Source organism: Vitiosangium sp. GDMCC 1.1324 (assembly GCF_003044305.1).
Taxonomy (GTDB): domain Bacteria; phylum Myxococcota; class Myxococcia; order Myxococcales; family Myxococcaceae; genus Archangium.
The window spans coordinates 251,566-275,527 of sequence record NZ_PZOX01000018.1 but is presented as its reverse complement, the minus strand read 5'-3'; the positions used below and the strand labels follow the sequence as shown (position 1 = coordinate 275,527).

General features: G+C 67.7%; 15 protein-coding genes. 8 read left to right on the top strand and 7 right to left on the bottom strand.

Annotated elements, in window-relative coordinates; translation table 11 throughout:
- The first annotated feature begins 178 nt into the window (after nucleotides 1–178).
- From DAT35_RS40510 to DAT35_RS40495, 4 genes are all read left to right on the top strand, one after another.
- Nucleotides 179–1,924: a SpoIID/LytB domain-containing protein gene (locus DAT35_RS40510; protein WP_108074648.1), complete on the top strand. Its 1,746-nt coding sequence runs from the start codon at nucleotides 179–181 to the stop codon at nucleotides 1,922–1,924.
- 136 nt (nucleotides 1,925–2,060) lie between these two features.
- A complete protein-coding gene (locus DAT35_RS40505; RefSeq protein ID WP_369946313.1) occupies nucleotides 2,061–3,308 on the top strand; it encodes an energy transducer TonB in 1,248 nt (415 codons plus the stop codon).
- Between the two features lie 46 nt (nucleotides 3,309–3,354).
- A complete protein-coding gene (locus DAT35_RS40500) occupies nucleotides 3,355–4,269 on the top strand; it encodes a cation diffusion facilitator family transporter (RefSeq protein WP_108074646.1) in 915 nt (304 codons plus the stop codon).
- Nucleotides 4,270–4,384: 115 nt separating this feature from the next.
- Nucleotides 4,385–4,567 carry a hypothetical protein gene (locus tag DAT35_RS40495; protein WP_108074645.1) on the top strand — a complete coding sequence of 61 codons (183 nt, stop codon included), beginning with the start codon at nucleotides 4,385–4,387 and terminating at the stop codon, nucleotides 4,565–4,567.
- An 18-nt stretch (nucleotides 4,568–4,585) separates the two neighbouring features.
- Here DAT35_RS40495 and DAT35_RS40490 read toward each other — a convergent pair whose 3' ends face one another.
- Entirely contained in the window at nucleotides 4,586–5,641 is a 1,056-nt protein-coding gene (locus DAT35_RS40490) for a hypothetical protein (RefSeq protein WP_108074644.1), read from the bottom strand.
- 217 nt (nucleotides 5,642–5,858) lie between these two features.
- Between DAT35_RS40490 and DAT35_RS40485 the strand changes: the two genes are divergently transcribed.
- On the top strand, nucleotides 5,859–7,613 hold the full coding sequence (locus DAT35_RS40485; RefSeq protein WP_108074643.1) for a DUF885 domain-containing protein: 1,755 nt from the start codon (nucleotides 5,859–5,861) through the stop codon (nucleotides 7,611–7,613).
- Nucleotides 7,614–7,649: 36 nt separating this feature from the next.
- On the opposite strand, the gene DAT35_RS40480 is transcribed toward DAT35_RS40485, so the two are convergent.
- Nucleotides 7,650–9,089: an HTTM domain-containing protein gene (locus tag DAT35_RS40480; protein WP_158502100.1), complete on the bottom strand. Its 1,440-nt coding sequence runs from the start codon at nucleotides 9,087–9,089 to the stop codon at nucleotides 7,650–7,652.
- A 119-nt stretch (nucleotides 9,090–9,208) separates the two neighbouring features.
- On the opposite strand from DAT35_RS40480, the gene DAT35_RS40475 reads away from it, so the two are divergent.
- Complete coding sequence (locus tag DAT35_RS40475; RefSeq protein ID WP_233262004.1) at nucleotides 9,209–10,306, top strand: AI-2E family transporter; 1,098 nt, start codon at nucleotides 9,209–9,211, stop codon at nucleotides 10,304–10,306.
- A gap of 76 nt (nucleotides 10,307–10,382) precedes the next feature.
- Here DAT35_RS40475 and DAT35_RS62195 read toward each other — a convergent pair whose 3' ends face one another.
- From DAT35_RS62195 to gcvT, 5 genes are all read right to left on the bottom strand, one after another.
- Nucleotides 10,383–14,087, bottom strand: coding sequence for an FG-GAP-like repeat-containing protein (locus tag DAT35_RS62195; protein WP_304466079.1), 3,705 nt, complete (start codon nucleotides 14,085–14,087; stop codon nucleotides 10,383–10,385).
- A gap of 362 nt (nucleotides 14,088–14,449) precedes the next feature.
- Entirely contained in the window at nucleotides 14,450–17,578 is a 3,129-nt protein-coding gene (locus tag DAT35_RS40460) for an FG-GAP-like repeat-containing protein (RefSeq protein ID WP_108074641.1), read from the bottom strand.
- A gap of 398 nt (nucleotides 17,579–17,976) precedes the next feature.
- Complete coding sequence (gene gcvP / locus DAT35_RS40455) at nucleotides 17,977–20,874, bottom strand: aminomethyl-transferring glycine dehydrogenase (protein WP_108074640.1); 2,898 nt, start codon at nucleotides 20,872–20,874, stop codon at nucleotides 17,977–17,979.
- Between the two features lie 80 nt (nucleotides 20,875–20,954).
- Complete coding sequence (gene gcvH, locus DAT35_RS40450; RefSeq protein WP_108074639.1) at nucleotides 20,955–21,347, bottom strand: glycine cleavage system protein GcvH; 393 nt, start codon at nucleotides 21,345–21,347, stop codon at nucleotides 20,955–20,957.
- Nucleotides 21,348–21,393: 46 nt separating this feature from the next.
- Nucleotides 21,394–22,479: a glycine cleavage system aminomethyltransferase GcvT gene (gene gcvT, locus DAT35_RS40445; RefSeq protein WP_108074638.1), complete on the bottom strand. Its 1,086-nt coding sequence runs from the start codon at nucleotides 22,477–22,479 to the stop codon at nucleotides 21,394–21,396.
- Nucleotides 22,480–22,589: 110 nt separating this feature from the next.
- Here gcvT and metF point away from each other — a divergent pair, with 110 nt between their 5' ends.
- Together metF and DAT35_RS40435 are read left to right on the top strand one after the other, a co-directional pair.
- The gene (gene metF, locus DAT35_RS40440) at nucleotides 22,590–23,465 is read left to right on the top strand and encodes a methylenetetrahydrofolate reductase [NAD(P)H] (RefSeq protein ID WP_108074637.1); all 876 of its coding nucleotides are present in this window, start codon (nucleotides 22,590–22,592) and stop codon (nucleotides 23,463–23,465) included.
- Entirely contained in the window at nucleotides 23,462–23,875 is a 414-nt protein-coding gene (locus tag DAT35_RS40435) for a hypothetical protein (RefSeq protein ID WP_146210090.1), read from the top strand. The genes metF and DAT35_RS40435 overlap by 4 nt, the downstream gene beginning before the upstream one ends.
- Nucleotides 23,876–23,962: the final 87 nt, after the last annotated feature.

Here is a 23,962-nt window from a genome sequence, read left to right as displayed (position 1 = left end):
ACCGGGGAACCTCAGGACACTCAGGGTAGGCAGAACGACATCGGTTCCACGGCGTGGCGCCCACCACGTTGCTCAGTGCTCAACAAGCGGAAAACGGTGGCGGGCTCCCTGCCCACCTGGGCACCAAGCCCACCAGGAGGTGGCGAGCGGCACCGTCCACGGGTAGCTTCGGGGGGCTTTGCACAAGGCCGTTCCACCACTCTTCGCGCTCCTCCTCGTCACCTGCGCCGCTCCGCGCCGGCCCGTGCCCGCCACGTCCCCGGAGCCCCTCCGCTCTGAGTCCACCGCGAGCGCCGCGCCCAGGAGCCCACCTCCCGCCGAGGTCCGCCCTGCTCCGCCCCCCGATCTGGACCTGCGCCCCGAGGACCTGCCCGCGCCGGGCAACCTCAAGCGCCTGGACTTCCGGGGTGGTGAGCCCCAGGTGCCCATCGGCCTGATGCAGGGCCGGCGCGAGGTGCGATTCTCTCCGAAGGGGCGGATGCGGCTGCGCTTCGGCGGGAACGCCGAGAAGATGCTGGAGGCTCCCGCGGGCTCCATGTGGACGGTGCGGGTGACGGACGGCACGCCCGCGGAGCTGTCCGTGAATCTCCAGCTCGCGGAGCTCCCCTTCGCGGACAAGGCGGGACTGGCCGAGGCCCAGGCGCAATGGCAGGCCCGGGGCGTGGCGGTGCGTGTGCACGTACTGGGAGTCCTCTACGGCATCGCCGGGAAGGTCATCGACAACCGGCGCTACCTGCTGCTGTTGGACGAGTCCCTCTCCCCGAAACAGGTCCCCGAGCGCCAGGCGGACCTGCTGCGCCAGTTCGGCGTCCGCACCACCCTCTTCGAGGAGGTCCGCACTCCCTCCCGCGCCATCCTCGAGGTGCGCGACGAGGCGGGCGCCGTGGTGGGGCTCGCCCAGGACGCCGTTTACGCCGAGACGCTGGAGGGCGTCGGCTTCGACGTGAAGCAGGTGGAGCACGACGTCGGCTACGACAACCACGGCTTCGAGGACCGGAGCATCCGGGGCACGCTCCAGCTCGCGGTGGACCGCTTCGGCACGCTGGCGGTGGTGAACGTGGTGAAGCTGGAGGATCTCCTCAAGGGGCTGGTGCCCTCGGAGATCTACGCCCGGGCCCACCCGGAGGCGCTGAAGGCCCAGGCGGTGACGGCGCGCGGCGAGGTGCTCGCGAAGGTGGGCATCAAGCACCTGGCGGATCCCTTCCTGCTGTGCTCGGAGCAGCACTGCGCGGTGTACAAGGGGCGCTCGGGCGAGGCGGCCAGCACCACCGCGGCGGTGGAGGCCACGCGCGGCGAGGCGCTCTTCGCTCCGGACGGGCGGCTGGTGGACTCGGTGTACAGCGCGGTGTGCGGAGGCCACACGGAGGACAACGACGTCGTCTGGGGAGGCCCGCCCAACCCGAGCCTGCGCGGCAAACCGGACGTGCTCGGCCCCACGGAAGGGCTGCCCGGCCCCGAGTCGCTGGCCGAGTACCTGCGCGCGGAGCTGCCCACCGCCTGCCGGCTCTCCAGCTTCGCTCAGCCGAGCAAGTACCGCTGGGAGAAGCGCTTCAGCGTGGAGCAGGTGAACGCGCTCACCGCGCACCTGGGGGTGGGCCCGGTGCACGCGCTGAGCCTCGGGGAGCGGGGCGTGTCCGGCCGGGCGCGCACCCTCACCGTGGCGGGCGAGCGGGGAGTCACCCAGGTGCGGGGCGAGCTGAACATCCGCCGCCTCTTCGGGATGCTCAACAGCGCCATGGCCCTGGTGGAGGAGGAGCGGGATGCCGAGGGCCGCCTCACCGGCTGGCGCTTCCGCGGCGGCGGCTGGGGGCACGGGGTGGGCATGTGCCAGACGGGCGCCATCGGCCGGGCCGAGGCCGGCCAGCGCTACCAGGACATCCTTCGTTTCTACTTCAACGGTGCCGAGGTCGCTCCCATCTATTGAGTGACTAGACTCCGGAGGGGAGTACACTTTCCTCTCCCTCTGGAGAGGGCCGGAGGGCGGGTATCCAACCTCCGCGTTGTCGCCCAGGAAACGTCTCGGGAGTACGGGGCGGGCTCCGGGGTTATCATCAGCACGCGTGTCGACGGGTCCTTCGGTTCCAGAGCAGGCACACAAGCGCCGACGCAGGCGGGATCACCCCGCACGCTATCTCCTTGCCCTCGTGCTGGCCCTCGTGGCGCACGGAGTCTTCGTCGGCGTACTGGCCTTGATGGCCTTCATCCAGCTCAACCTGCCGCCCGAGCCCAAGCCTCCCAAGCCGGCGAGTGCCGTGGCCCTCCGGCCCCTGAGTGCCCAGGACTGGGCGAAGAACCGCGGGCAGGTGCCGCCCAACCCCAACGCCCCTCCGCTCAGCCAGCCGCTGAAGAAGAAGGAGGAGAAGAAGCCGGAGAAGCACCCGGACGGGCAGGTGGTGGACGTGGCCCCGGGCAACCAGAAGGAGGCCCCGGACGCGAAGTACCTCGCCGAGCACGACAACAAGGTCGACAAGGAGACGCGTGCGAAGGAGACGACGCCCTTCTACCGCAAAGCCATGCCCCAGACGACGGGACGCAAGTCGCGCGACGGCTCGGGGTCGAGCGAGGAAGAGGCCGGGCACATCGCGGGCAACAACGGCCGGGGCGCGGATGACCGGCCCCTGCAGGAGGGCGGCAAGAAGCCCGCCTTCGAGCTGCCCGACGCCCGGCACAAGCAGGAGATCGCCCTGAAGCAGGACCCCAACGCGTCGGGCCCTGGCATGGAAGTGGCCAACCGCAACGAGAGCGACGAGGTCATCGGCAACGCGAAGCGGCTGCGCATCCAGTCGGGCTCTGGCTCGGGCGAGGAGGGCTCCGAGGGCCGCCTGGGCTCGCCGGGCATGGCGAAGCTGATGCCCTCGCAGTCGGTGATGAATCAGATCATCGGCGCGGCGCCCAATGATCACCTCAAGGACGTGGAGGAGGGCGAGGGCACCTACCTCAACACCCGCGAGTGGAAGTACGCCAGCTTCTTCAACCGGGTGAAGCAGAGCGTGGGGACGCAGTGGAATCCGAACTCGGCGCTGATGCGCAGGGATCCCACGGGCAACATCTACTCGGGGAGGGACCGCTACACCCTGCTCAAGGTCACCCTGGATGAACAGGGGAAGGTGGCGGACATCGCCATCGAGAAGAGCTCCGGGCTGGACTTCCTGGACATGGAAGCCGTCGAGTCCTTCAAGCGGGCCCAGCCCTTCCCCAACCCGCCGGCGGGCCTGCTGGAGGACGACTCCAAGGTGCACTTCAGCTTCGGCTTCTTCATGGACATGGGCGGCGGCCCCCGGATGCACCTCTTCCGTCAGCCCAACTGAGGCCCTACGCGCGGGGTGCTCGCGAACCGGCCGCGCAGGCATTAGGGTGCGCCGCGTGGACGCCTCCCCGCTCGAGCGCAACCGGAAGGTACGCACCGTTCTCGCCGCCATCCTCGTGGCCAACTGGGCCGTGGCCCTGGCCAAGCTCGCCTTCGGGTGGATGAGCAACTCAGCCGCGGTGACGGCGGATGGCGCGCACTCCTTCATCGACGGGGGCTCCAACGTGCTCGGGCTGGTGGCCATGTCGGTGGCCTCCCGGCCCGCGGACGAGGACCACCCCTACGGCCACGGCAAGTTCGAGGCGCTGGCCTCGCTGGGCATCGGGGCGATGATCGGCATCGCCATGCTGGAGCTGGGGCGCATGGCGTTCGACTCGCTGCTGCACGACCGCCACCCCGACGTGACTCCGCTCATGTTCGGAGTGATGGTGGGCACGCTGCTCGTCAACCTGGCCGTCACTCGCTTCGAGCGCCTGCAGGGAGAGAAGCTCAAGAGCCCGCTGCTCCTGGCGGACGCGCGGCACACGCTGTCGGACGTGGGCGTCACGCTGGCGGTGCTGGTGTCGATCGGGCTGGTGCACCTGGGCTACCCGAAGGCGGACGGCATCGTCACGCTGGCGGTGATGGGAGTGGTGGCCCGGGTGGCATGGGGCATCGTCAAGCAGGCGGTGGGCATCCTCTCGGACACGGCGCGGTTGGATCCGCAGAGGGTGGCGCACCACACCCTCCAGGTGCCGGGCGTGCTCTCGTGCCGGGACGTGCGCAGCCGGGGCATGGAGGGCACGGTGTACGTGGACCTGAAGATCGAGGTGGATCCGCAGCTCACCACGGCACGGGCCCACGAGCTGGCCGATGCCGTGGAGACCCAGCTGCAGAAGGAGTTCCCCGAGGTGGTGGACGTGGTGGTGCACGTCGAGCCGGCGCGGAGCCCCTCCTCCCTGCCCGGCATATCCACCCGGTGAGCCCCGGACGGCCACGGCCCCGCCCGCCCGCTCGCTTCGCGGGCATCCGCATCCAGCCGGTCACAAAGCGCCGCTCCGGACCCTGTCCAGATGAATGCCAGGAATGGAAGGGGACATGACCACCGAACTCGCCATCTACGTCACGGCCTTCGCGATCATCACCGCGGGCCTGCTGCTCTCGGGCAAGAGGGAGCTGCGCAACGCCGCGGCACAAAAGCGCAAGAACGCCGCCGAGATCGACGCGCTCGTCCGCCCCGTGTTGCTCTTCACCACCACGACGCCCGTGGCGCACTGCTGAATCCCCTCCCCCGCGCGCTCACATCCCGGGGGATACGAACCACTCCCAGGCCTCCTCGTCCACCGGGAAGGGGCTCCACCTGCGCCAGGCGAGCACCTCGGCGCGCCAGGACTCGACGCCCCCTCGCACGGGCCAGGCACGCGTCACGGCGGCACGCCTGGACCCCGCGAACTCGCGCAGCAGCGTCCGGTTGGCGCCGTCGATTCCCTCGGGCGTCTTCCGGTTGCCCAGTTGCGCCTCCGCCGCGAGCCACATGCCCTCGCGCCGGAAGGGCTCCACCGGAACCTGCGTCTCGACGACGGGCCAGAGTCCCAACAAGGGCGGAGAGAGCCCCTCGAGCAGGGCCGCATGCAGACGGTCGTGCCCGTCCAGCACCAACCACTTCCCGATGAGCTCCACGTAGAGCAGCAGCGCCGGAGGCAGCGTCCCCTCGCGAGCCAGCTTGCGCCAGCGCTTCACGCGGCCATCGTCCTCGGGCGAGGGGGCACGCAGCGGCAGCACCGCCCCGCTGTGCACCTCCACTCCCGCGGGGACACCGCCCGAGGCCCAGTCCTCCGTCCCGAACCGCTCGATCCGCAGGATGCGCTCGAGCGAATGGGGAGGATCGGGAAGGCTGCCGAGCTGGGTGCTCGGAATGCAGGGATAGGGGGCGGACTCACGCAGGGACACCCGCCGGAGGGGCCGCAGGCACCAGCGTCCCGAGTGGAGCACCGGATGCGGGGAGTCCACGAGCACTCCCGCCACATGCCGTGTCCAGGTCTCCCACCAGCGGGGAGAGCCGGGGTCGTGCGGAACGCCGCGAACCTCGGCCGCCGAGAGCGGCGGGAGGCCCCAGGGAGCACTGACGGTGCCCCAGAGCATGCCGCACCCATCCCACCAGTCATCGATGCGCGCCCAGAGCAGCGGCTGTCCTCCACTGTTCACGCGCAGCCGGTAGCGCGGCGCGACCTCCACGTGCAGGGAGGGCCGCTGGAGCCACGGGCCCGCGCTCGGCACGTCGAGCAGCAGGCCCGGGCCCGCCGAAGGCAGACGCCAGTCCGTGTCATCGGGGGTGAAGACCACGCCAGGCCCCATGCCGTCCTCCATACAGGACATCACAGTCGGATTGTCAGCGCCTGTCGACCCCGCTGGCCCTCCAGGCAGGAGAGCGATGACAACCATGTCCGGAACTCCGGGGCGAGGCGAGGCCCGAATGTCGGGCCTCCCAGTGACGCTCTGCCCCGCCCACGGAATCCCGGGTTGTGGCGGGGGCACGGGTGGGCCAGTCTCCTGCCCCTCCCGGAGGTGCTGATTGCCCGCGTCATCCACCCGCGCGCCCGTCGCCGCGTTGCTCGTCCTGCTGTCCGCTTGTGCCACCTCTCGCCCCGCCGCGCAGGCGGACGTCGCCACGCTGTCTCCCGCGCAGCGCTCCCTGCGCCGCTTCGTCGATGCGCACTTCGAGGAGCAGTTCCGCCGCTTCCCCCTGGCCGCCACGTCCCGGGGGTTGCACACCTACGATGACCAGATGGCTGGCTTCACCGCCGAGGAGCAGCTGGCCTGGGCCGCCTTCCTGAAGCAGGAGCTCACCACCCTGCCCCAACAGGTGGACCGCTCGGCGCTGCCTCCGCTCGACCGGGCCGACTACGACATCCTCGAGTCCAACCTGAAGGCCCGCATCCTGGACATCGAGGAGGTGCGCGGCTGGGAGCGCAACCCCAACACGTACCTGAACCTCGCCTCCAGCTCCGTCTACCTGCTCATCAACCGCGACTTCGCGCCGCTCGAGCAGCGGATGCGCTCGGCGGTGGCGCGCATGGCCCGGCTGCCCGAGGTGTTCGCCACGGGCAAGGCCACACTGAAGAACACGCCTCGGCTGTGGACGGAGATCGCCCTGCAGCAGGCGGCCGGCACGCGCTCGCTCTTCGCGGACACCCTGCCCCAGGCCTTCGCGCCGGTGAAGGACGCGGCCCTGCGCGAGTCCTTCCAGAAGGAGCAGGCCCGGGTGCTCGCGGCCCTGGAGGACTACGTGCGCTTCCTGCGCGAGGACCTGCTGCCGCGCTCCAACGGGGACTTCGCCATTGGCGAGTCCATCTACCGCCGGAAGCTCCAGTACGAGGAGGGAGTCACCGAGGACATCGACAGCCTGCTGGCCTGGGGACGCACGGAGCTGAAGCGCACGCAGGACGAGTTCCGCGCGGTGGCGCGGCGGCTCGACGCCACGAAGGCGCCCATGGACGTGTACAGAGAGCTCGGGAAGGAGCACCCCACGCCGGCGGAGCTGGTCCCCACCGCGAGGGCGACGCTGGAGACCATTCGCCAGTACCTGGTGGACGAGCACATCATCACCCTCCCGAGCGAGGTGCGGGCCCAGGTGGCGGAGACGCCGAGCTTCAACCGGGCACTTTCCTTCGCGAGCATGAGCACGCCGGGCCCCTACGAGACGAGCGCCACGGAGGCCTACTACTACGTGACGCCGCCGGACCCGGCGTGGAACGCCGAGCAGACCGAGCAGCACATGAGCTTCTACAACCGCCACGCGCTGGAGCTCGTCTCCATCCACGAGGCCTACCCGGGCCACTACGTGCAGTTCCTGTGGACGAACCGGGTGGACTCGAAGGTGCGCAAGCTGATGGGCAGTGGCTCGTTCAGCGAGGGCTGGGGCCTGTACACCGAGCAGATGATGCTGGAGGCCGGCTACGGCGGCACGGGGCCGAAGGCGGACAAGCTGAAGCTGAACCAGCTGGCGCTCTACCTGCAGCGGCTGGCGCGCTACCAGGTGGGTCTGTCGCTGCACACGCGGGGCATGACGTACGAGCAGGCGGTGCGCTTCTTCGAGGAGGAAGCGTACATGACGCACACCAACGCCGAGCGCGAGGCGCGCCGCGGCACGAGCGATCCCACCTACCTGGTGTACGCGCTGGGCAAGAAGATGCTCCTGGAGCTGCGCGAGGAGGCGAAGGCGCGCTGGGGCAAGGACTTCACCCTGCAGCGCTTCCACGACGCCGTCGTGTCCTACGGCTACCCGCCCGTGCCCGTGGTGCGCCGGCTGATGTTCGGCGAGGACTGAGACGAGCGCCCTCGAAGGAGGGAGCGGCCGCGGGCATCAGGTGGAGTCGGGCGGGGAGAAGGCGAGCGGCTCGCTGCTGAGCGAGGTAATCCACGGGGAGTGCCGCCAGGTCCAGGCCTGGGAGGCGAGATCGACCTCCGGGTCCACCATGGGCTGACGCGGGCGGCCGTTCAACGACGCCCGCGCATCGGCGTAGATCTCGACTCCGGGGCGTCCCTCCTGCTCGTACCGGCGCGCGAGCTCGTGGGCGAACTGGAGGACCAGGTCCGGCCGGGTCGTCATCTTCTGGTACTGCCGTTCGGTGAGCAGCGGCCGGGGGTCGATCTTCCAGCGCTCGCCCGTGCGCGGATCCCGCCCGTAGAAGCGCACCATCCCGGACTTGTTGCGCAGCTTCATGTGCCAGGAGAAGTTGTGGCCCTCCTCGGTCCAATTCACCTCGCCCGGGTAGAGCCAGTGGCGCAGGGGCACGAGGACCTGGAACGCGAGCCAGAGCCCGAAGAACACGAGCCCGGCCCGAGCCCAGGCCGGGTTCACGGGGAGCTCCTTGGCCTTGGGGGGCTCGTTGACCTTGGGGGACGCCTTGGCCTTGGGGGACGCCTTGGCCTTGGGGGACGCCTTGGAGGCCTTGGCCTTGGCCACGGGCTCGCGCCAGGGCCACAACCACTCGAGCCACCGCCGCACCGTCCGGGGCTCGAAGAACACCGGCGTGACGGCGAGCATCAGCCACGGGAAGATGCCGATCTGGAAGAGCCGTGCGTTGGTGAGGTGGAAGCACACCGCGGCGGCGATCGCCCAGGGGCGTGAACGCCGCCAGAGCAGCCCGGGCACCACGAGCAGATCGAAGGCGGCACCACTGAGCGCGAACATCCGGGACGCCCACTCGAGCTGCGCGAGCGGCGCGGTGAATTCCCGCTGACTCAGGAACATGGCGCCCGGCACACCGCTGAGCCAGTCCGATTCGAGCTTGGCGATGCCGCCGAAGAAATAGACGAGCCCAATCTGCCCGCGGACGAGCCAGAGCATCCAGGCCGGCACGGTGCCACGCGGGCGAGCCCACCCCAGCCGCGTATCGAGCGCGAACGCCTCGCCCCCGGGGAGCCAGATGAGCAGGAAGGCCAGGAGGCAGACCAGATACATGTGGTTGAGGTAATGCGTCTGGTCCAGCAGGAAGACGTACGTCACCCCGAGCCAGAACAGCGGCGCGGCGGCCCGGTAGCAGAAGCCCACCGCGATCATCGCGCCCAGCACGCCGAGCGCCGCGAAGTGGACGTACATCCCATGGCCAGGCCAGGGATTGATCCAATCGAAGCCGTAGTAGCTGAAGAAGAAGGTCGGCTCGATGTAGTAGCCCTCGATCCATCCGCGGGAGAAATAACGGTAGACCTCGACCATCATCGTCACGCCGAAGACGAGTCGGAACCAGGCCAGTGGCGCGGCATCGGTAGGGGCAAGCAGCCGGTCTCGCAGCGAGCGCATGGGTGCAGAGCAAACCATGCCAGTACCCGTCCTGACAGCAGGAGACTCAGCGGGCAGGCAAGCGACGCACAGTTGTCGCGGCGCCCGACACGAAGCACCGTGGGAGGAGACAACGGCTCGTGCCAGAGGGGGTCACGTTGGCGGGCATCAACTCGTCCATGGGTCACCCCTCCCAGGTGACACTCAAGACGGCCTTCACCGTGTGCTTCGCCGTGCTCGCCGTGGCGACCCTGGCGGTGCTGCTCGTGAAGGCCGAGGTAGCACTCATCCTCACGGGCATCGCCGCGCTCCTCGCGGTCGCCCTGAATCACCTGGTGGCCCTGCTGGTCGAGGCCGGGCTCAAGCGAGGCGTGGCCATCGCGCTGGTGCTCAGCATGGTCGTGCTCGCCCTGACGATCGTGGGCAGCCTGGTGATTCCCGCCGCCGTCGCCCAGGCGCAGGAGCTGATCGCCCAGATTCCCAGCCTCATCGAGGAGTTTCGCGCCTCGAGGTTCTTCCAGCGACTCGAGGTGCACTTCCACATCATCGAGCAGTTGGAGCAGCAGGCCCAGGACACGACCAGCCTGGCCTCGGGCGCACTGCCTCCGCTGTTGCGAGCCGTCACCGGGGTGTTCAGCCTGCTCGGAGCGGGGGTCACGGTCGCATTCCTGGTGGTGTTCATGCTGGCCTTCGGCCCGGGGCTGGTGGAGCGGCTGCTCTCCCAGTCCCTCCCCGAGCACCGCACACGCTACGAGCGCGTGCTGAGCAAGGTGTACACCGCGACCGGGGGCTACCTGGCCGGGCTCACCCTCATCTGCTCGATCAACGCCACCCTCACCACCACCTTCCTGGCCATCATCGGGATGCCCTTCTTCCTGCCCCTGGGCATCGCGAGCGGATTCTCCAGCATGGTGCCGTACGCGGGGCCCATCGTGGCCGGATCCACCATCAGCCTGCTGACGCTCGCCACGGCCGGGCCATGGAAGGCACTGGCGGCGGTCATCTACTTCATCTTGTACGGACAGCTCGAGGGCAACGTGCTGGCACCCCTGGTCTTCCGGCGCACGGTGCACGTCAACCCGCTGCTCACCCTGTTCGCGGTGGTCTTCTTCGCGGAGCTGGCCGGGATCATCGGTGCGGTGCTGGCGGTACCGTTGATGGCGACCGGGCAGATCATCCTGCGCGAAGTGCTGCTCGTCCGCCGGGAGAAGCTCGGCGCCCGCGTGCCACCGCCCTGAGGAACGCACCAAAGCGAGGGGCCCGGAACCGCCTGGCGGCTCCGAGCCCCTCTTCACTCCCAACCCAACCGTGGGGTCACTTGCAGCTCTGGCTCCCCGCGGTGGTGCCGGCGGGGCACCCCTGACCGACGCAGTACTTCACACCGCTGTCCACCGCGTTGCGGCCGGACTGATCATGGGGCACGTGGATACGGCAGCTGCTCTCCGTGGAGACGCCCGCGTCGTTCTTGACGGCATAGTAGACCGTGTAGACGCGGCCGTTCCCGTTGCCCTCGCGCTCGGCGCGGACCTGTACGAACGACTTGCCCACGATGACGGACATGTCCTCGCAGGTGCGGCCGTCACCGTTGCCGTTGTCGTCCTCCACCTCGTCCGAGGTGACACGCAGGACGTGACCATAGACATCCAACGGAAGCGGATTGCCGCATGCGTCCTTCGCGGGAGCGGCGCACTCGGACAGCGAGATGGTGGCGTACTTGTGATTGGGCGGCCACAGCACCATGCCCTTGTCCGCACCAGGAATGGGCGCGGCTGCCTGGCACTGACCGTCACCGCCGTCATCGTCTTCGTCGTCGCAGTAACCGCCGCCGCCACCACCGCCGCCATGGCCGTGGCCATCGTCGTCGTCGTCATGGCCGCCACCGCAGCCACCGCCGCCATGGCCGTGACCATCGTCGTCGTCGTCGTGGCCGCCACCGCTGCCACCACCATGGCCGTGATCATCGTCATCGTCATGGCCGTTGCCGCCACCGCTACCGCCACCATGGCTGTGATCATGGTTGCAGCTACCGGTGTGGTTGTGGTCGTGACCGCAGCCACTGCCACTGGTGAAGCCGTTGCCGCCACCATGGCTGTGGTCGTGGTTGCAGCTACCGGTGTGGTTGTGGTTGTGACCGCACCCACCGCTGCTGCCGCCGCCGCTACCGCCACCATGGCTGTGGTCGTGGTTGCAGCTACCGCTGTGGTTGTGGTCGTGACCGCACCCACCGCCGCTGCCACCACCGCCGTGGTGATCATCGTCGTCGTCGTTGTCACCGCCGCCACCGCCACCGTGGTGGTCATCGTCGTCGTCGTTGTCACCACCACCACCGCCGCCGCCACCGTCGCCGCGACGGCCCTTCACGGTGACGAGGAACTCGCACAGGGTCGTGTTGCCAAAGGCGTCCGATGCCGAGCAGGTGACGACCGTGTCACCCTGCGGGAACTCGGAGCCGGAAGCGTGCGAGCACGTGACAGGCACCGGGCCGCAGTTGTCGGTGGCCGAGGTCTCGAACGTGGCCTTGTAGCTCCCCGAGGTGCACACATTCACCACGACCGGCGAGGTCGGGCAGTTGAGCACCGGCGGCGTCGTGTCGCCACGCACCGTGACGGTGAAGCCGCACGAGGCCGTGTTGCCAGAACCATCCGTGGCACGGCAGGAGACGGAGGTATCGCCCACCGGGAAGGTGGAACCGGAGGCGTACGTGCAGGTGAGGGGCGCCGGGCCGCAGTAATCGGTGGCTGTGGCCTCGAAGGTCGAGGGAGCACCGGACGGCGAGCACGTCTCGACCACCCGCGAGGCCGGGCAGTTCACGGCCGGCTTCGTCGTATCCACCACGGTGACATTGCCCACGCACGAATCGCTCGCGGCACCATCCGCGGCCGTCAGCGTGACAGGGTGGGTACCCAGACCGAACGGCGTGTTGGGCACCTGGGAGATGGACAGCGGAGACGGCCCGTTGTCCGGGTCGTAGCTGCCGTTGTTCACGTCGGCACTGCCCTGGCAGGCAGCATCGGCGTTCACCGTGACGTCGCGGCACAGGGCCACCGGCGGCTTGTTCGTCGGCGTCACCGAGCACGACAGGTTGGCCGTCGTAGACGCGCCGTTGTTGTCCTCGCGGCACTCGGTGATGGAGCCCGAGCCCGTACCGTCATCGTCCACCATGGCGAACACCTCGGCGGTACCAGTGGCCGAGGACGTGGTCACGAGGGTGGCGATGGCCGTGCCCCCCGCGGGCAGCGCGTCGGTGACCGTCGCCACGCCGAGCAGCGTGCCGCCCGAGGCCGGATTGCCCTTGTAGAAGGCCACCTTCACTCCAGCGGCCACCGCGGCCTCACCCTGGTTGCGCACGCGCGCACCGAGCACCAGCGAACCGTAACCGTCGCACGACACCGTCACGTCCGAGGCCACCAGGTCCGCCGCCGCATAGGGGCTGGGGCCCTCTCCAAAGTAGTTGGCCACGTTGGAGCGGAAGTTGTTGAGCTTCGGGTTGAGCCAGTTGGTCGCAGGGTGCGCCGGGATGGTGCCGTCGTTGTTCACGTTCGTGATGGCATACGCGTGCTGGTTCCAGATCTTCCGCGTCCCAGCCCAGCCCTCTTTCTTGTCGTGCCACACCCTCACTCCGTTGAAGCCCGGAGCCGAGTGATTGTTCTCCACGGTCACGATCTCCGCGGCACCGTCACCATCCACGTCCGCGACGATGGGGAACTCGTGCGCGGTGCCCGAGCTGTGCGCCGTCTCCCAGCGCAGCGCGCCGGTGACGCCGTCGAAGATGCGCAGCTTGAGCTCATCGGTGTAGATGACCTCGGGCCTGCCATCGTCCTCGAAGTCGAAGGTGGTGGAGGTCGTCTTGCCGGAGCTGTACTCCTGGATGGGGAAGCTCCACTTCACCGAGCCGTCGGCCCTGTAGACGGTGTAGTTCCAATCACCCGCCAGGCCGATCTCCAGCTGCCCATCACCATCGAAGTCCGCGATGTTGGGCGCGCCGCCGTGACCGGGCTTCGTGGGGAAGGGCTTCCCGGGGTCGGTGTAGTTCACGTCCCGGGTCCACAGCAGCTGGCAGTTGTCGTCGAGCAGGCTCACCTTGCCGGCGTTGTCATTGAGCCCCTGCCCCACCACCACGATCTCGCCCGCCGCGTCACCGTCGAAGTTGCCCACCGCCGCGAAGCCGTGGGGAATCTCCGTGTTGGCACACTTGAGCGTGCCATCGGCCTTGTACACCGAGCGGCCGTTGATGACCTCCAGCCTGCCGTCCTGATCGATGTCCGCCGCGAATGACACAGGGCCGGTGAACAGCGCTCCGCCCATTCCATCCGAGCCCACCCACTTCAGCGCGCCCGTGTTGCTGTAGACGCGGTTGCCGTCGAGGATCTCCACGGCTCCGTCGCCATCCAGGTCCGCGATCGTGGGGCCACCCCACTCGTTGTAGTCATACGCGTCCGGAGCCGAGCGGAACTTGAAGGCGCCATCGTTCTCGAAACAGATGATTCCGCGCCCGTTCTCGGGGATGGCACAGATCTCCACCGCGCCATCTCCGTCGATGTCACCGGCGGCGATGCTCGCGGCGGGCTTCACCCGGTAGGCCTCGTCTTCCACCGTCCACAACTCGTGCCCGTCATTGCCGCTGATGGCTCGCAGCACGCCGTTGCTGTTGCCGTCACCACCGTTCTGGTAGGTCGAGTTGTAGTAGTCGCCGTCGAAGGTGCTGAACACGATGTCCGGGATGCCGTCCCGGTTCACGTCCACCACCACCGGCTGCATCATCACCTGCTTGTGCGCGGGAAGAATCTCACTGCCCGTCCACTCCCACTGCAGTTCTGGCTCGAAATTGCCCTTGAAGGGCGGCTTCACCTCGCAACGCTCGGACAGATTGGCCGTGCCGCGAGTGCTATTGGATGGCGCCTTCGACTCCCCAGTGCTGCAAGCTCCCCCCGTAGCCAGCACCACCAGCGCAACGAAGAGTCGCCCACGCCCCTGGCCCCGCGACTGCATGAGCCCCTGCGTGCTGCGTTTGACCTTCATTACCCCTCTCCTTCCGCTTTCGGTCATGACCCCGGTTCACTGCTACTCAAACAGCACTTTGCAATGTACCGGTTGCGTTGGATCCCGGATATCCCAAATGTGCAGTGAAGGCAGATGTGTGCAATCTGATTGCTGACACTCGATGCTAGTGATTGAGGATTTATGCATCCCGGGTGTAGCGATTGAGCTGTCCTGTCTCCGTATGTGAGAGGGAATCCCAGAAAGGACGACGTATCCGGAGCGAATGTCTGGCCTGGGAGCAATGCCTTTCGAAATCCAAGCCGGGCGTAAAAAAGCGAAGGGCCCGGAACCGTCCATCGGTTCCGGGCCCCTGCCTTCTTCGGATTCAGCCTAGCGCGGGCTCACTGGCACAGCGGGCTGCCCTCGGTGGTGCCCGGGGGGCACCCCTGGCCGACGCAGTACTTCACACCACTGTCCACCGCGACACGACCGGACTGGTCGTGGGGCACGTGGACGCGGCAGCTGCTCTCGGTGGAGACCCCGGCGGCGTTCGTGACGGCGTAGTAGATGGTGTAGAGGCGGCCGTCGCCACCGCCCTCGCGCTCGGCGCGGACGTCCACGGACGAGCTGCCCACGGAGACGACCATGTCATCGCAGGTGCGGCCGTCACCGTTGCCGTTGTCGTCCTCCACCTCGTCCGAGGTGACGCGCAGCACGTGGCCGTAGGTCTCCAGGGGCAGCGGGTTGCCGCACGAGTCCTTCGCGGGCTCGGCGCAGTCGGCCAGCGAGATGGTGACGTACTTGTGGTTGGGCGGCCACAGCTCCATCCCCTTGTCCGCACCGGGCGTGGGGGGCGCGGAGGGATTGCCGCCGCTCACCTGCACGGTGAAGCTGCACGAGGCCTTATTGCCAAAGGCGTCCGCCGCCGAGCAGGTGACGGTCGTGTCACCCGCCGGGAAGGACGAGCCGGAGGCATGCGAGCAGGTGACGGGCACCGGGCCGCAGTTATCCGTGGCCGTGGCCGAGAAGGTGGCCGTGGAGTTCCCCGTGGTGCACGAGTTGACCACCACCGGGGCAGTCGGGCAGCTGAGCACGGGCGGCGTGGTGTCGCCGCGCACCGTGACGGTGAAGCCGCACGAGGCCGTGTTGCCAGAACCATCCGTGGCGGCACAGGCAACCGGCGTCTCGCCCACCGGGAAGGTGGAGCCGGAGGCACGCGAGCAGGTGACGGCCGCCGGGCCGCAGTTGTCGGTGGCCGTGGCCTCGAAGGTGGCCGTGGCACCGGACGGCGAGCACGTCTCGAAGACCTGCGAGGCCGGGCAGCTCACGGCCGGCTTCGAGTTGTCCACCACGGTGACGGTGCCCACGCACGAGTCGCTCGCCTCACCATCCGAGACCGTCAGCGTCGCGAGGTGGGTGCCCAGATTGAACGATGAGGGCGCCTGGGAGATGTACAGCGGAGACGGCCCATTGTCCGGGTCGTAGCTGCCGTTGTTCACGTCGGCACTGGCCAGGCAGTAGACGTCAGCGTTCACCGTGACGTCGCGGCACAGGGCCACCGGCGGCTGATTGGCCGGCGTCTCCGAGCACGACAGGTTGGCCGTCGTGGACGCGCCGTTGTTGTCCTCGCGGCACTCGGTGATGGAACCCGCGCCCGTGCCGCCATCATCCACCACGGCGAACACCTCGGCGGTGCCGGTGGCCGAAGACGTGGTCACGAGGGTGGCAATGGCCGAGCCCCCCGCAGGCAGCGCGTCGGTGACCGTCGCCACGCCGAGCAGCGTGCCGCCCGAGGCCGGGTTGCCCTTGTAGAAGGCCACCTTCACTCCAGCGGCCACCGCGGCCTCACCCTGATTGCGCACGCTCGCGCCGAGCACCAGCGAGCCGTAACCGTCACACGACACCGTCACGTCCGAGGCCACCAGGTCCGCCGCCGCATAGGGGCTGGGGCCCTCTCCAAAGTAGTTGGCCACGTTGGAGCGGAAGTTGTTGAGCTTCGGGTTGAGCCAGTTGGTCGCAGGGTGCGCCGGGATGGTGCCGTCGTTGTTCACGTTCGTGATGGCATACGCGTGCTGGTTCCAGATCTTCCGCGTTCCAGCCCACCCCTCCTTCTTGTCGTGCCACACCCTCACCCCGTTGAAGCCCGGAGCCGCGTGGTTGTTCTCCACCGTCACGATCTCCGCGGCACCGTCACCATCCACGTCCGCGACGATGGGGAACTCGTGCGTGGTACCCGAGCTGTGCTTCGTCTCCCAGCGCAGTGCACCGGTGACACCGTCGAAGATGCGCAACTTGAGCTCATCGGCGTAGATGACCTCGGGCCTGCCATCGCCATCGAGGTCGAAGGTGGTGGAGGTCGTCTTGCCGGAGCTGTACTCCTGGATGGGGAAGCTCCACTTCACCGAGCCGTCGGCTCCGTAGACGGTGTAGTTCCACTCGCCGGCCAGGCCGATCTCCAGCTGCCCGTCGCCATCGAAGTCCGCGATGTTGGGCGCGCCGCCGTGGCCCGGCTTGGTCGGGAAGGGCTGTCCAGGGTTGGTGTAGTAGACGTCGCGGCTCCACAGCAGCTGGCAGTTGTCGTCGAGCAGGCTCACCTTGCCGGCGTTCTCATTGAGCCCCTGCCCCACCACCACGATCTCTCCCGCCGCATCACCGTCGAAGTTGCCCACCGCCGCGAAGCCATGGGGAATCGTCGTGTTGGCGCACTTGAGCGTGCCATCGGCCCTGTACACCGAGCGGCCGTTGATGACCTCCAGCTTGCCGTCCTGGTCGATGTCCGCCGCGAACGACACCGGGCCGGTGAACAGCGCTCCGCCCATTCCATCCGAGCCCACCCACTTCAGCGCGCCCGTGTTGCTGTAGACCCGGTTGCCGTCGAGGATCTCCACGGTGCCGTCGCCGTCCAGGTCCGCCAACGAGGGACCGCCCCACTCGTTGTAGTCATACGCGTCCGGAGCCGAGCGGAACTTGAAGGCGCCATCGTTCTCGAAACAGATGATGCCCCGCCCGTTCTCGGGGATGGCACAGATCTCCACCGCGCCGTCTCCGTCGATGTCACCGGCGGCGATGCTCGCGGCGGGCTTCACCCGGTAGGATGGATTCTCCACCGTCCACAGCTCGTGTCCGTCATTGCCGCTGATGGCCCGCAGCACGCCGTTGCTGTTGCCGTCGTACCCGTTCTGGTAGGCCGTGTTGTAGAAGTCGCCGTCGAAGGAGCTGAACACGATGTCCGGGATACCGTCCCGGTTCACGTCCACCACCACCGGCTGCATCATCACCTGCTTGTGCGTGGGAAGAACCGGACTACCCGTCCACTCCCACTGCAGCTCTGGCTCGAAGTTGCCCGTAAACGGCGGCTTCACCTCACAGCGCTCGGAGAGGTTTCCCGTATCCCGAGCGCTGGAACGCTCCTGTGAGTCCGTGCTGTTGCAAGCCCCTCCCAAAGCCAGCGTCACCAGCGCAACGAAGAGCCGCCCGCGCCCCTGAGACCTCCACTCCGCGAGCCCTTGGATGTTGCGTTTGAGTTTCATGTCGCTCTCTCCTTGCATTGTCTGCAATGACCCACCCGGTGAAATTACGGCCACACCGTATGGTCCACTGTACCGTTTTCCGTGAATCCAAAGATACCCCAAAAAACAGCTTCAGCGGATGTATGCAGTGAAATTGCATTCGCGAATGTGGATTGGATCTCAGATGAGTCGCTTTTGGGGGTGGCGGCTCAGCCGAACTGTCATTAGATGTGTGAGGGAAACCCAGAAATAACGACCGCGAGCGCCAGGCATCGGCCAAAGCGCCCGGGGATTCCAACCGTTGCGCTGTGCCTGGAATCGCCGCGCCACGAGAAGAGCGGGTCCCAGAAAACAAAAGGCCCCGGGTTCCGGAGAACCCGAGGCCCTTGTCTGGGAAGAGGCTCGCGAGGATGCGAGGACTACGCCGCCTTCGACGGCTCCGGCGACATGTAGTCCTCGATCGGCGGGCACGAGCACACCAGCTTGCGATCACCCAGCACGTTGTTCAGCCGGCCCACGGACGGCCAGAACTTGTGCTCCGCCACCCACGCCGCCGGGAACGCGGCCTTCTCGCGAGAGTACGGCCGGTTCCACTCCGGCGCCGTCATCACCCGGGCCGTGTGCGGCGCGTTCTTCAGGACGTTGTTGTCCTTGGGCGCCTTGTCTTCCTCGATCTCGCGGATCTCCCCACGGATGGAGATCAGCGCGTCGCACAGCCGATCCAGCTCCGCCTTGGACTCGCTCTCCGTCGGCTCGATCATCAGCGTGCCCGCCACCGGGAACGACACCGTCGGCGCGTGGAAGCCGTAGTCCATCAACCGCTTGGCCACGTCCTCCACCTCGACACCCGCCGTCTTCTTCAGGTGCCGCAGGTCCACGATGCACTCGTGCGCCACCCGGCCCCGCTTGCCGCGGTAGAGCACCGGGTAGTGCGGCTGCAGCCGCTCGGCGATGTAGTTGGCGTTCAGGATGGCCGTCTTCGTGGCCTTCGTCAGGCCCTCCGCGCCCATCATCGCGATGTACATCCACGAGATGACCAGGATGCTGGCGCTGCCCCACGGGGCCGCGGAGATGGCTCCGATGCCCTCCTTGCCGCCGGTGGAGATGACCGGGTGGCCCGGCAGGAACTTCGCCAGGTGGCTGGCCACGCAGATGGGGCCCATGCCCGGGCCGCCACCACCGTGCGGGATGCAGAACGTCTTGTGCAGGTTGATGTGGCAGACGTCCGCGCCGATCTCCGCCGGCTTCGTCAGCCCCACCTGGGCGTTGAGGTTCGCCCCATCCATGTACACCTGCCCGCCGCGCTCGTGCACCACGGAGCAGATCTCCTTGATGTCCTCCTCGAACACGCCGTGCGTGGACGGGTAGGTCACCATCAGGGCGGCCAGCTTCTCCTTGTGCTGCTCCGCCCGGGCGCGCAGGTCGGCCACGTCGATGTTGCCGTTCTCGTCGCACTTGACGACGACCACCTTGTAGCCCGCCATCACCGCCGAGGCCGGGTTGGTGCCGTGCGCCGACGACGGAATGAGGCACACGTCGCGGTGACCCTGGCCACGGTGCTCCTGGTAGGCGCGGATGACGAGCAGGCCCGCCAGCTCGCCCTGGCTGCCCGCGTTGGGCTGCAGCGACACGCCCGCGAAGCCCGTCACGCTCGCCAGCATCTGCTCGAGCTGCTCGAAGAGCACGCGGTAGCCCGCCGCCTGGGAGCTGGGCGCGAACGGGTGCAGCTTGCCGAACTGCGGCCACGTCACGGGGATCATCTCCGCGGTGGCGTTGAGCTTCATGGTGCACGACCCGAGCGGAATCATCGAGTGCGTGAGCGACAAGTCACGCGACTCGAGGCGGCGGATGTACCGCAGCATCTCCGTCTCGGAGTGGTAGCTGTTGAAGACCGCGTGCGTGAGGTACGGGCTGGTGCGGCGCAGGCCCTCGGCGACGGTGCTCTTGAGGTCCTTGCCCAACTCCTCCAGCGTGAAGCCCAGGGGCTTGCTGCCGGCGAACACGGCGAGGATGGCCTCCACGTCGGAGGGACGCGTCGTCTCGTCGAGGCTCAGCCCGATGGCCCGCTCGTCGATGCGGCGGAAGTTCATCCCCTTGGCCTCGGCGGCCGAGAGAATTCCCCGGATGTGCGGCGGCGCGGTCTCCACGCGGAGCGTGTCGAACACGTTCTCGTAGTTGGCGCCGTAGCCCAGCTTCGTCAGGCCGCGCGCCAGCAGCACCGTCAGCCCGTGCACGCGCTCGGCGATGGCCTTCAGGCCGCGGGGCCCGTGGTACACCGCGTACATGCCGGCCATGATGGCCAGCAGCACCTGCGCGGTGCAGATGTTGCTCGTGGCCTTCTCGCGGCGGATGTGCTGCTCGCGCGTCTGCAGCGCCATGCGCAGGGCGCGGTGGCCCTGGGCATCCTCGGACACGCCGATGATGCGGCCCGGCATGACGCGCGTGTAGGCGTTCTTCGTGGCGAAGAAGGCCGCGTGCGGACCGCCGTAGCCCATGGGCACGCCGAAGCGCTGCGCACTGCCCACCGCCACGTCCGCGCCAAACTCGCCCGGCGGGGTGAGCATCGTCAGCGCCAGCAGATCCGTCGCCACGATGAAGAGGCCACCGGCCGCGTGCACCTTCTCGCCGAAGGCGCGGTAGTCGTGCACCAGGCCGTCGGTGGCGGGGTACTGCACCAGCGCGCCGAAGTACTTCTTCGCGCTCAGGTCCACCGTGCGGTGGTCGCCCACCACCACCTCCACGCCCATCGGCTGGGCGCGGGTGCGCACCACGTCGAGCGTCTGCGGGTGGCACGTCTCCGACACGAAGAAGGCGCCTCCGCTGCCGTCTCCCTTGGTGTGCAGCGCCAGGGCCATGGCCTCGGCCGCCGCCGTGCCCTCGTCGAGCAGGGAGGCGTTGGCCACCTCCAGGCCCGTGAGGTCCATCACCATCGTCTGGAAGTTGAGCAGCGCCTCCAGACGGCCCTGGGCGATCTCCGCCTGGTAGGGCGTGTACTGGGTGTACCAGCCCGGATTTTGAAGGATGTTGCGCAGGACGACGTGCGGGGTGTGGGTGTCGTAGTAGCCCATCCCGATGAAGGACCGGAACAGCTGGTTCTTCGCCGCGATCGCCTCCAGCGTCGTGAGCGCGTCGTGCTCGGACCAGGGGCCCGCCAGCTTCAGCGGCTCCTTCGAGCGGATGGCAGCGGGGACCGTCTGGTCGATGAGCTCGTCGACCGAGCCCAACCCCAGGGTCTTCAGCATCCCCTGCAGTTCCTTCTCATCCGGCCCGATGTGCCGGTCAGCGAACGACTCCTGATATTTCCAGTTCAAGGACATGGTTGTGAGCACTCGCAGTGCGGGTGTGACGAAAGGCGGTAAGTAACAATCGGGCCGCGCTCATTCAGCCCGGGTGCGAGTCACTCCGAGTCCTTCACGTAATCCTGGTACTGAGAGGCAGACAGGAGCTCGTTCAGCTCCTTGCTGTTCGAGAGCTCGATCTCGATGAGCCACCCGTCCCCGTAGGGGTCGGCGTTGATGTCCTCGGGGCTGGAGTTCAGCTCCTCATTCACCTTCACCACCTTGCCCGAGACCGGAGAGAAGGCTTCAGACACGGCCTTCACGGACTCGATGGAGCCGAAGGGCGCGGAGGCCTCGAATTTGTCTCCCACCTTGGGAAGCTCCACGTACACCACATCTCCGAGCGTCCTCTGGGCGTGGTCGGTGATGCCCACCACCGCGCGGTTGCCCTCCACGCGGACCCACTCGTGCTCCTTCGTGTACTTGAGATTCTCGGGAGTGTTGCTAGCCATGTCCGTACTCCTCGTGTTCGGGGGTACTTCGGAAAAGGGGAATGGGTCAGGACTTCTTCCAGAAAGGGGTCTTCACGACGACAGCGGGCACCGCGCGTCCACGGATCTCCACCTCGAAGGTCGAACCCTCGGCCGCCAGCTCGGCGGGCACGTAGCCGATGCCAATGGACTTCTTCAACGAGGGGCCCATCGTACCACTCGTCACCTCGCCCACCCGCTGACCGTCCTTGAGGATGGGGTAACCGTGGCGGGGGATACCGGGGCCGGTCAGCTCGAAGCCCACCAGCTTGCGCTTCACGCCCTCGGCCTTCTGCTTCGCCAGCGCCTCACGGCCGATGAAGCCCCCCGCCTTGTCCAGCTTGCAGATCCACGCCAGCCCCGCCTCCAGCGCGGTGTGCTGGTCGTCGATCTCGTTGCCATAGAGGGCGTACTTCATCTCCGTGCGCAGGCTGTCGCGAGCGCCCAGGCCGCAGGGCTTCACCCCGTCCTGCTGGCCCTCCTTCAGGAGCGCGTCCCAGAGCTTCTCCGCCTCGCCGGAGGCGCAGTACAGCTCGAAGCCGTCCTCACCCGTGTAGCCCGTGCGCGAGATGATGCACTGCACACCTGCGACCTGGCCCTCGGAGAAGCGGTAGGTGCCGATCTTCGACACGTCCACCGAAGTGAGCCGCTGCACCAGGCCCACCGCCTTGGGGCCCTGCACGGCGATCTGCGCGTAGTCGTCGCTGCGGTCCACGGGCTTCACGCCCTCGGCGCGCGACTTCATCCAGGCGAAGTCCTTGTCCTTGTTGGACGCGTTGACGACGATGAGGATCCGCTCGGACGAGAAGCGGTAGGCCACCACGTCATCCACGAAGCCGCCCTGGTCATTGAGCAGCCCGGCGTAGACGGCCTGGCCATCCGCGCTCTTGGAGAGATCATTGGTGATGAGCTTGTTGGCGGTCTCGAGGGCACCAGGACCGGTGAACTCGATCTCCCCCATGTGGGACACGTCGAACAGACCCACGGCATTGCGCACCGCCTCGTGCTCGGCGATGACGGAGCTGTACTGCACCGGCATGTCCCAGCCGGCGAAATCCACCATCCTGCCGCCAAGCCTGCGATGGGCCTCGTTGAGCGGCGTGCGCCGGGTCATGTTCTTCTCTCCTGTAGAGGGGTGAAAAAAACGGCGCGGACTATAGCCGTGCACCTTCTTCAATCAAGGTTCTCGGGGAACCTCTTGAGACGTTCTAGACTGAACGAACCATGAAGATTCGAAATCGCTTGAATCCGTCCAATCCGTGCTTCTCCTTCGAGTTCTTCCCGCCGAAGACCGAGGAGGGAACCGCCAACCTCTTGAAGACGCTGGAGGACCTGGCGCCGCTGGAGCCGGGCTTCGTGTCCGTCACCTACGGCGCGGGAGGGAGCACGCGGGACAAGACGCTGGAGCTCGTCACCCGCATCAAGCGCGAGACGGGCATCGAGGCCATGGCCCACCTCACCTGCGTGGGACACACGCGTGACGAGCTGCGCGAGGTGCTGCGGCGGCTGGCGGACGCGAAGCTCGACAACGTGCTGGTGCTGCGCGGCGACCCGCCCCAGGGGCAGAAGACCTATGAGCCCGTGGCCGGGGGTTTCCGTCATGCCTCCGAGTTGGTGCGCTTCATCCGGGACGAGGATTTCAACTTCTGCCTGGGCGGGGCGTGCTATCCGGAGGGCCACGTGGAGACGGCCTCCCGCGACGACGACCTGCGTCATCTGAAGGAGAAGGTGGACGCGGGCCTGGACTTCCTCATCACCCAGCTCTTCTTCGACAACGCCTTCTACTTCGACTTCGTGGAGCGGGCGCGCCGCGCCGGCATCAACATCCCCATCGTCCCGGGAATCATGCCCATCACCAACTACGAGCAGGTCCAGCGCTTCACCCGCCTGTGCGGAGCCACGGTGCCCATGCGCCTGGGGCTCCAACTGGAGCGTGTGAAGGATCAGCCCGAGGCCCTGGTGCAGCTGGGCGTGGCGCACGCCACGGTGCAGTGCATGGAGCTGCTGTCGCGCGGTGTCCCCGGCATCCATTTCTACACGCTCAACAAGTCCCCGGCGACGCGGATGATCGTGAGCGCCCTGAGAGCCCGTACGACATGAGTGGACCTGGACTGAATGTCCCGCGAAGCGATCCGCGCTGGCCAGCCCTGCGCCGGTTGCGCCCGCCGGCATTCATGCTGATGAACGTGGCCATCATCAACATCGCCTACGCCCTGGCGATGGCCGCCGTGCTGGGCGGCTATCTGCCCGTACCCCAAGAGTTCGCCAACGCCGTGCGAGGGGAGACGTCGTGGGCGGCCCCGCTGAAGATCGTCGGAGCGCTCGTCACCGCGTCGCTGACCCTTTGGGGGGCGTGGAGCGCCTTCAACCTGCGCAGATGGACACTGGTGGTGGTGGGAGCGGCCACCGCCGTCCTCACGCCGACCCCCGTCTGTTTCGTGGGCTTCCCCTTCGCCGTGTGGATGCTGTGGGTGCTCAGCATGCCCGAGGTGCGCCAGCACTTCTCCTGAACCCCGGCTCCGGCTCCCCGCCACCCTGGGTTTCACGGGAAAAGAGGCCAGGCCCGACCCAGTGAGATCCGTTCCGCCTGGAATCCC

What these genes read in the sequence shown, in the direction of transcription:
- DAT35_RS40495 (WP_108074645.1), top strand. Translation starts at nt 4,385, where the DNA reads ATGACCACCGAACTCGCCATCTACGTCACGGCCTTCGCGATCATCACC.
- DAT35_RS40490 (WP_108074644.1), bottom strand. Translation starts at nt 5,641, where the DNA reads ATGGGGCCTGGCGTGGTCTTCACCCCCGATGACACGGACTGGCGTCTG.
- DAT35_RS40480 (WP_158502100.1), bottom strand. Translation starts at nt 9,089, where the DNA reads ATGCGCTCGCTGCGAGACCGGCTGCTTGCCCCTACCGATGCCGCGCCA.
- DAT35_RS62195 (WP_304466079.1), bottom strand. Translation starts at nt 14,087, where the DNA reads ATGAAGGTCAAACGCAGCACGCAGGGGCTCATGCAGTCGCGGGGCCAG.
- DAT35_RS40460 (WP_108074641.1), bottom strand. Translation starts at nt 17,578, where the DNA reads ATGAAACTCAAACGCAACATCCAAGGGCTCGCGGAGTGGAGGTCTCAG.
- gcvP (WP_108074640.1), bottom strand. Translation starts at nt 20,874, where the DNA reads ATGTCCTTGAACTGGAAATATCAGGAGTCGTTCGCTGACCGGCACATC.
- gcvH (WP_108074639.1), bottom strand. Translation starts at nt 21,347, where the DNA reads ATGGCTAGCAACACTCCCGAGAATCTCAAGTACACGAAGGAGCACGAG.
- gcvT (WP_108074638.1), bottom strand. Translation starts at nt 22,479, where the DNA reads ATGACCCGGCGCACGCCGCTCAACGAGGCCCATCGCAGGCTTGGCGGC.
- metF (WP_108074637.1), top strand. Translation starts at nt 22,590, where the DNA reads ATGAAGATTCGAAATCGCTTGAATCCGTCCAATCCGTGCTTCTCCTTC.
- DAT35_RS40435 (WP_146210090.1), top strand. Translation starts at nt 23,462, where the DNA reads ATGAGTGGACCTGGACTGAATGTCCCGCGAAGCGATCCGCGCTGGCCA.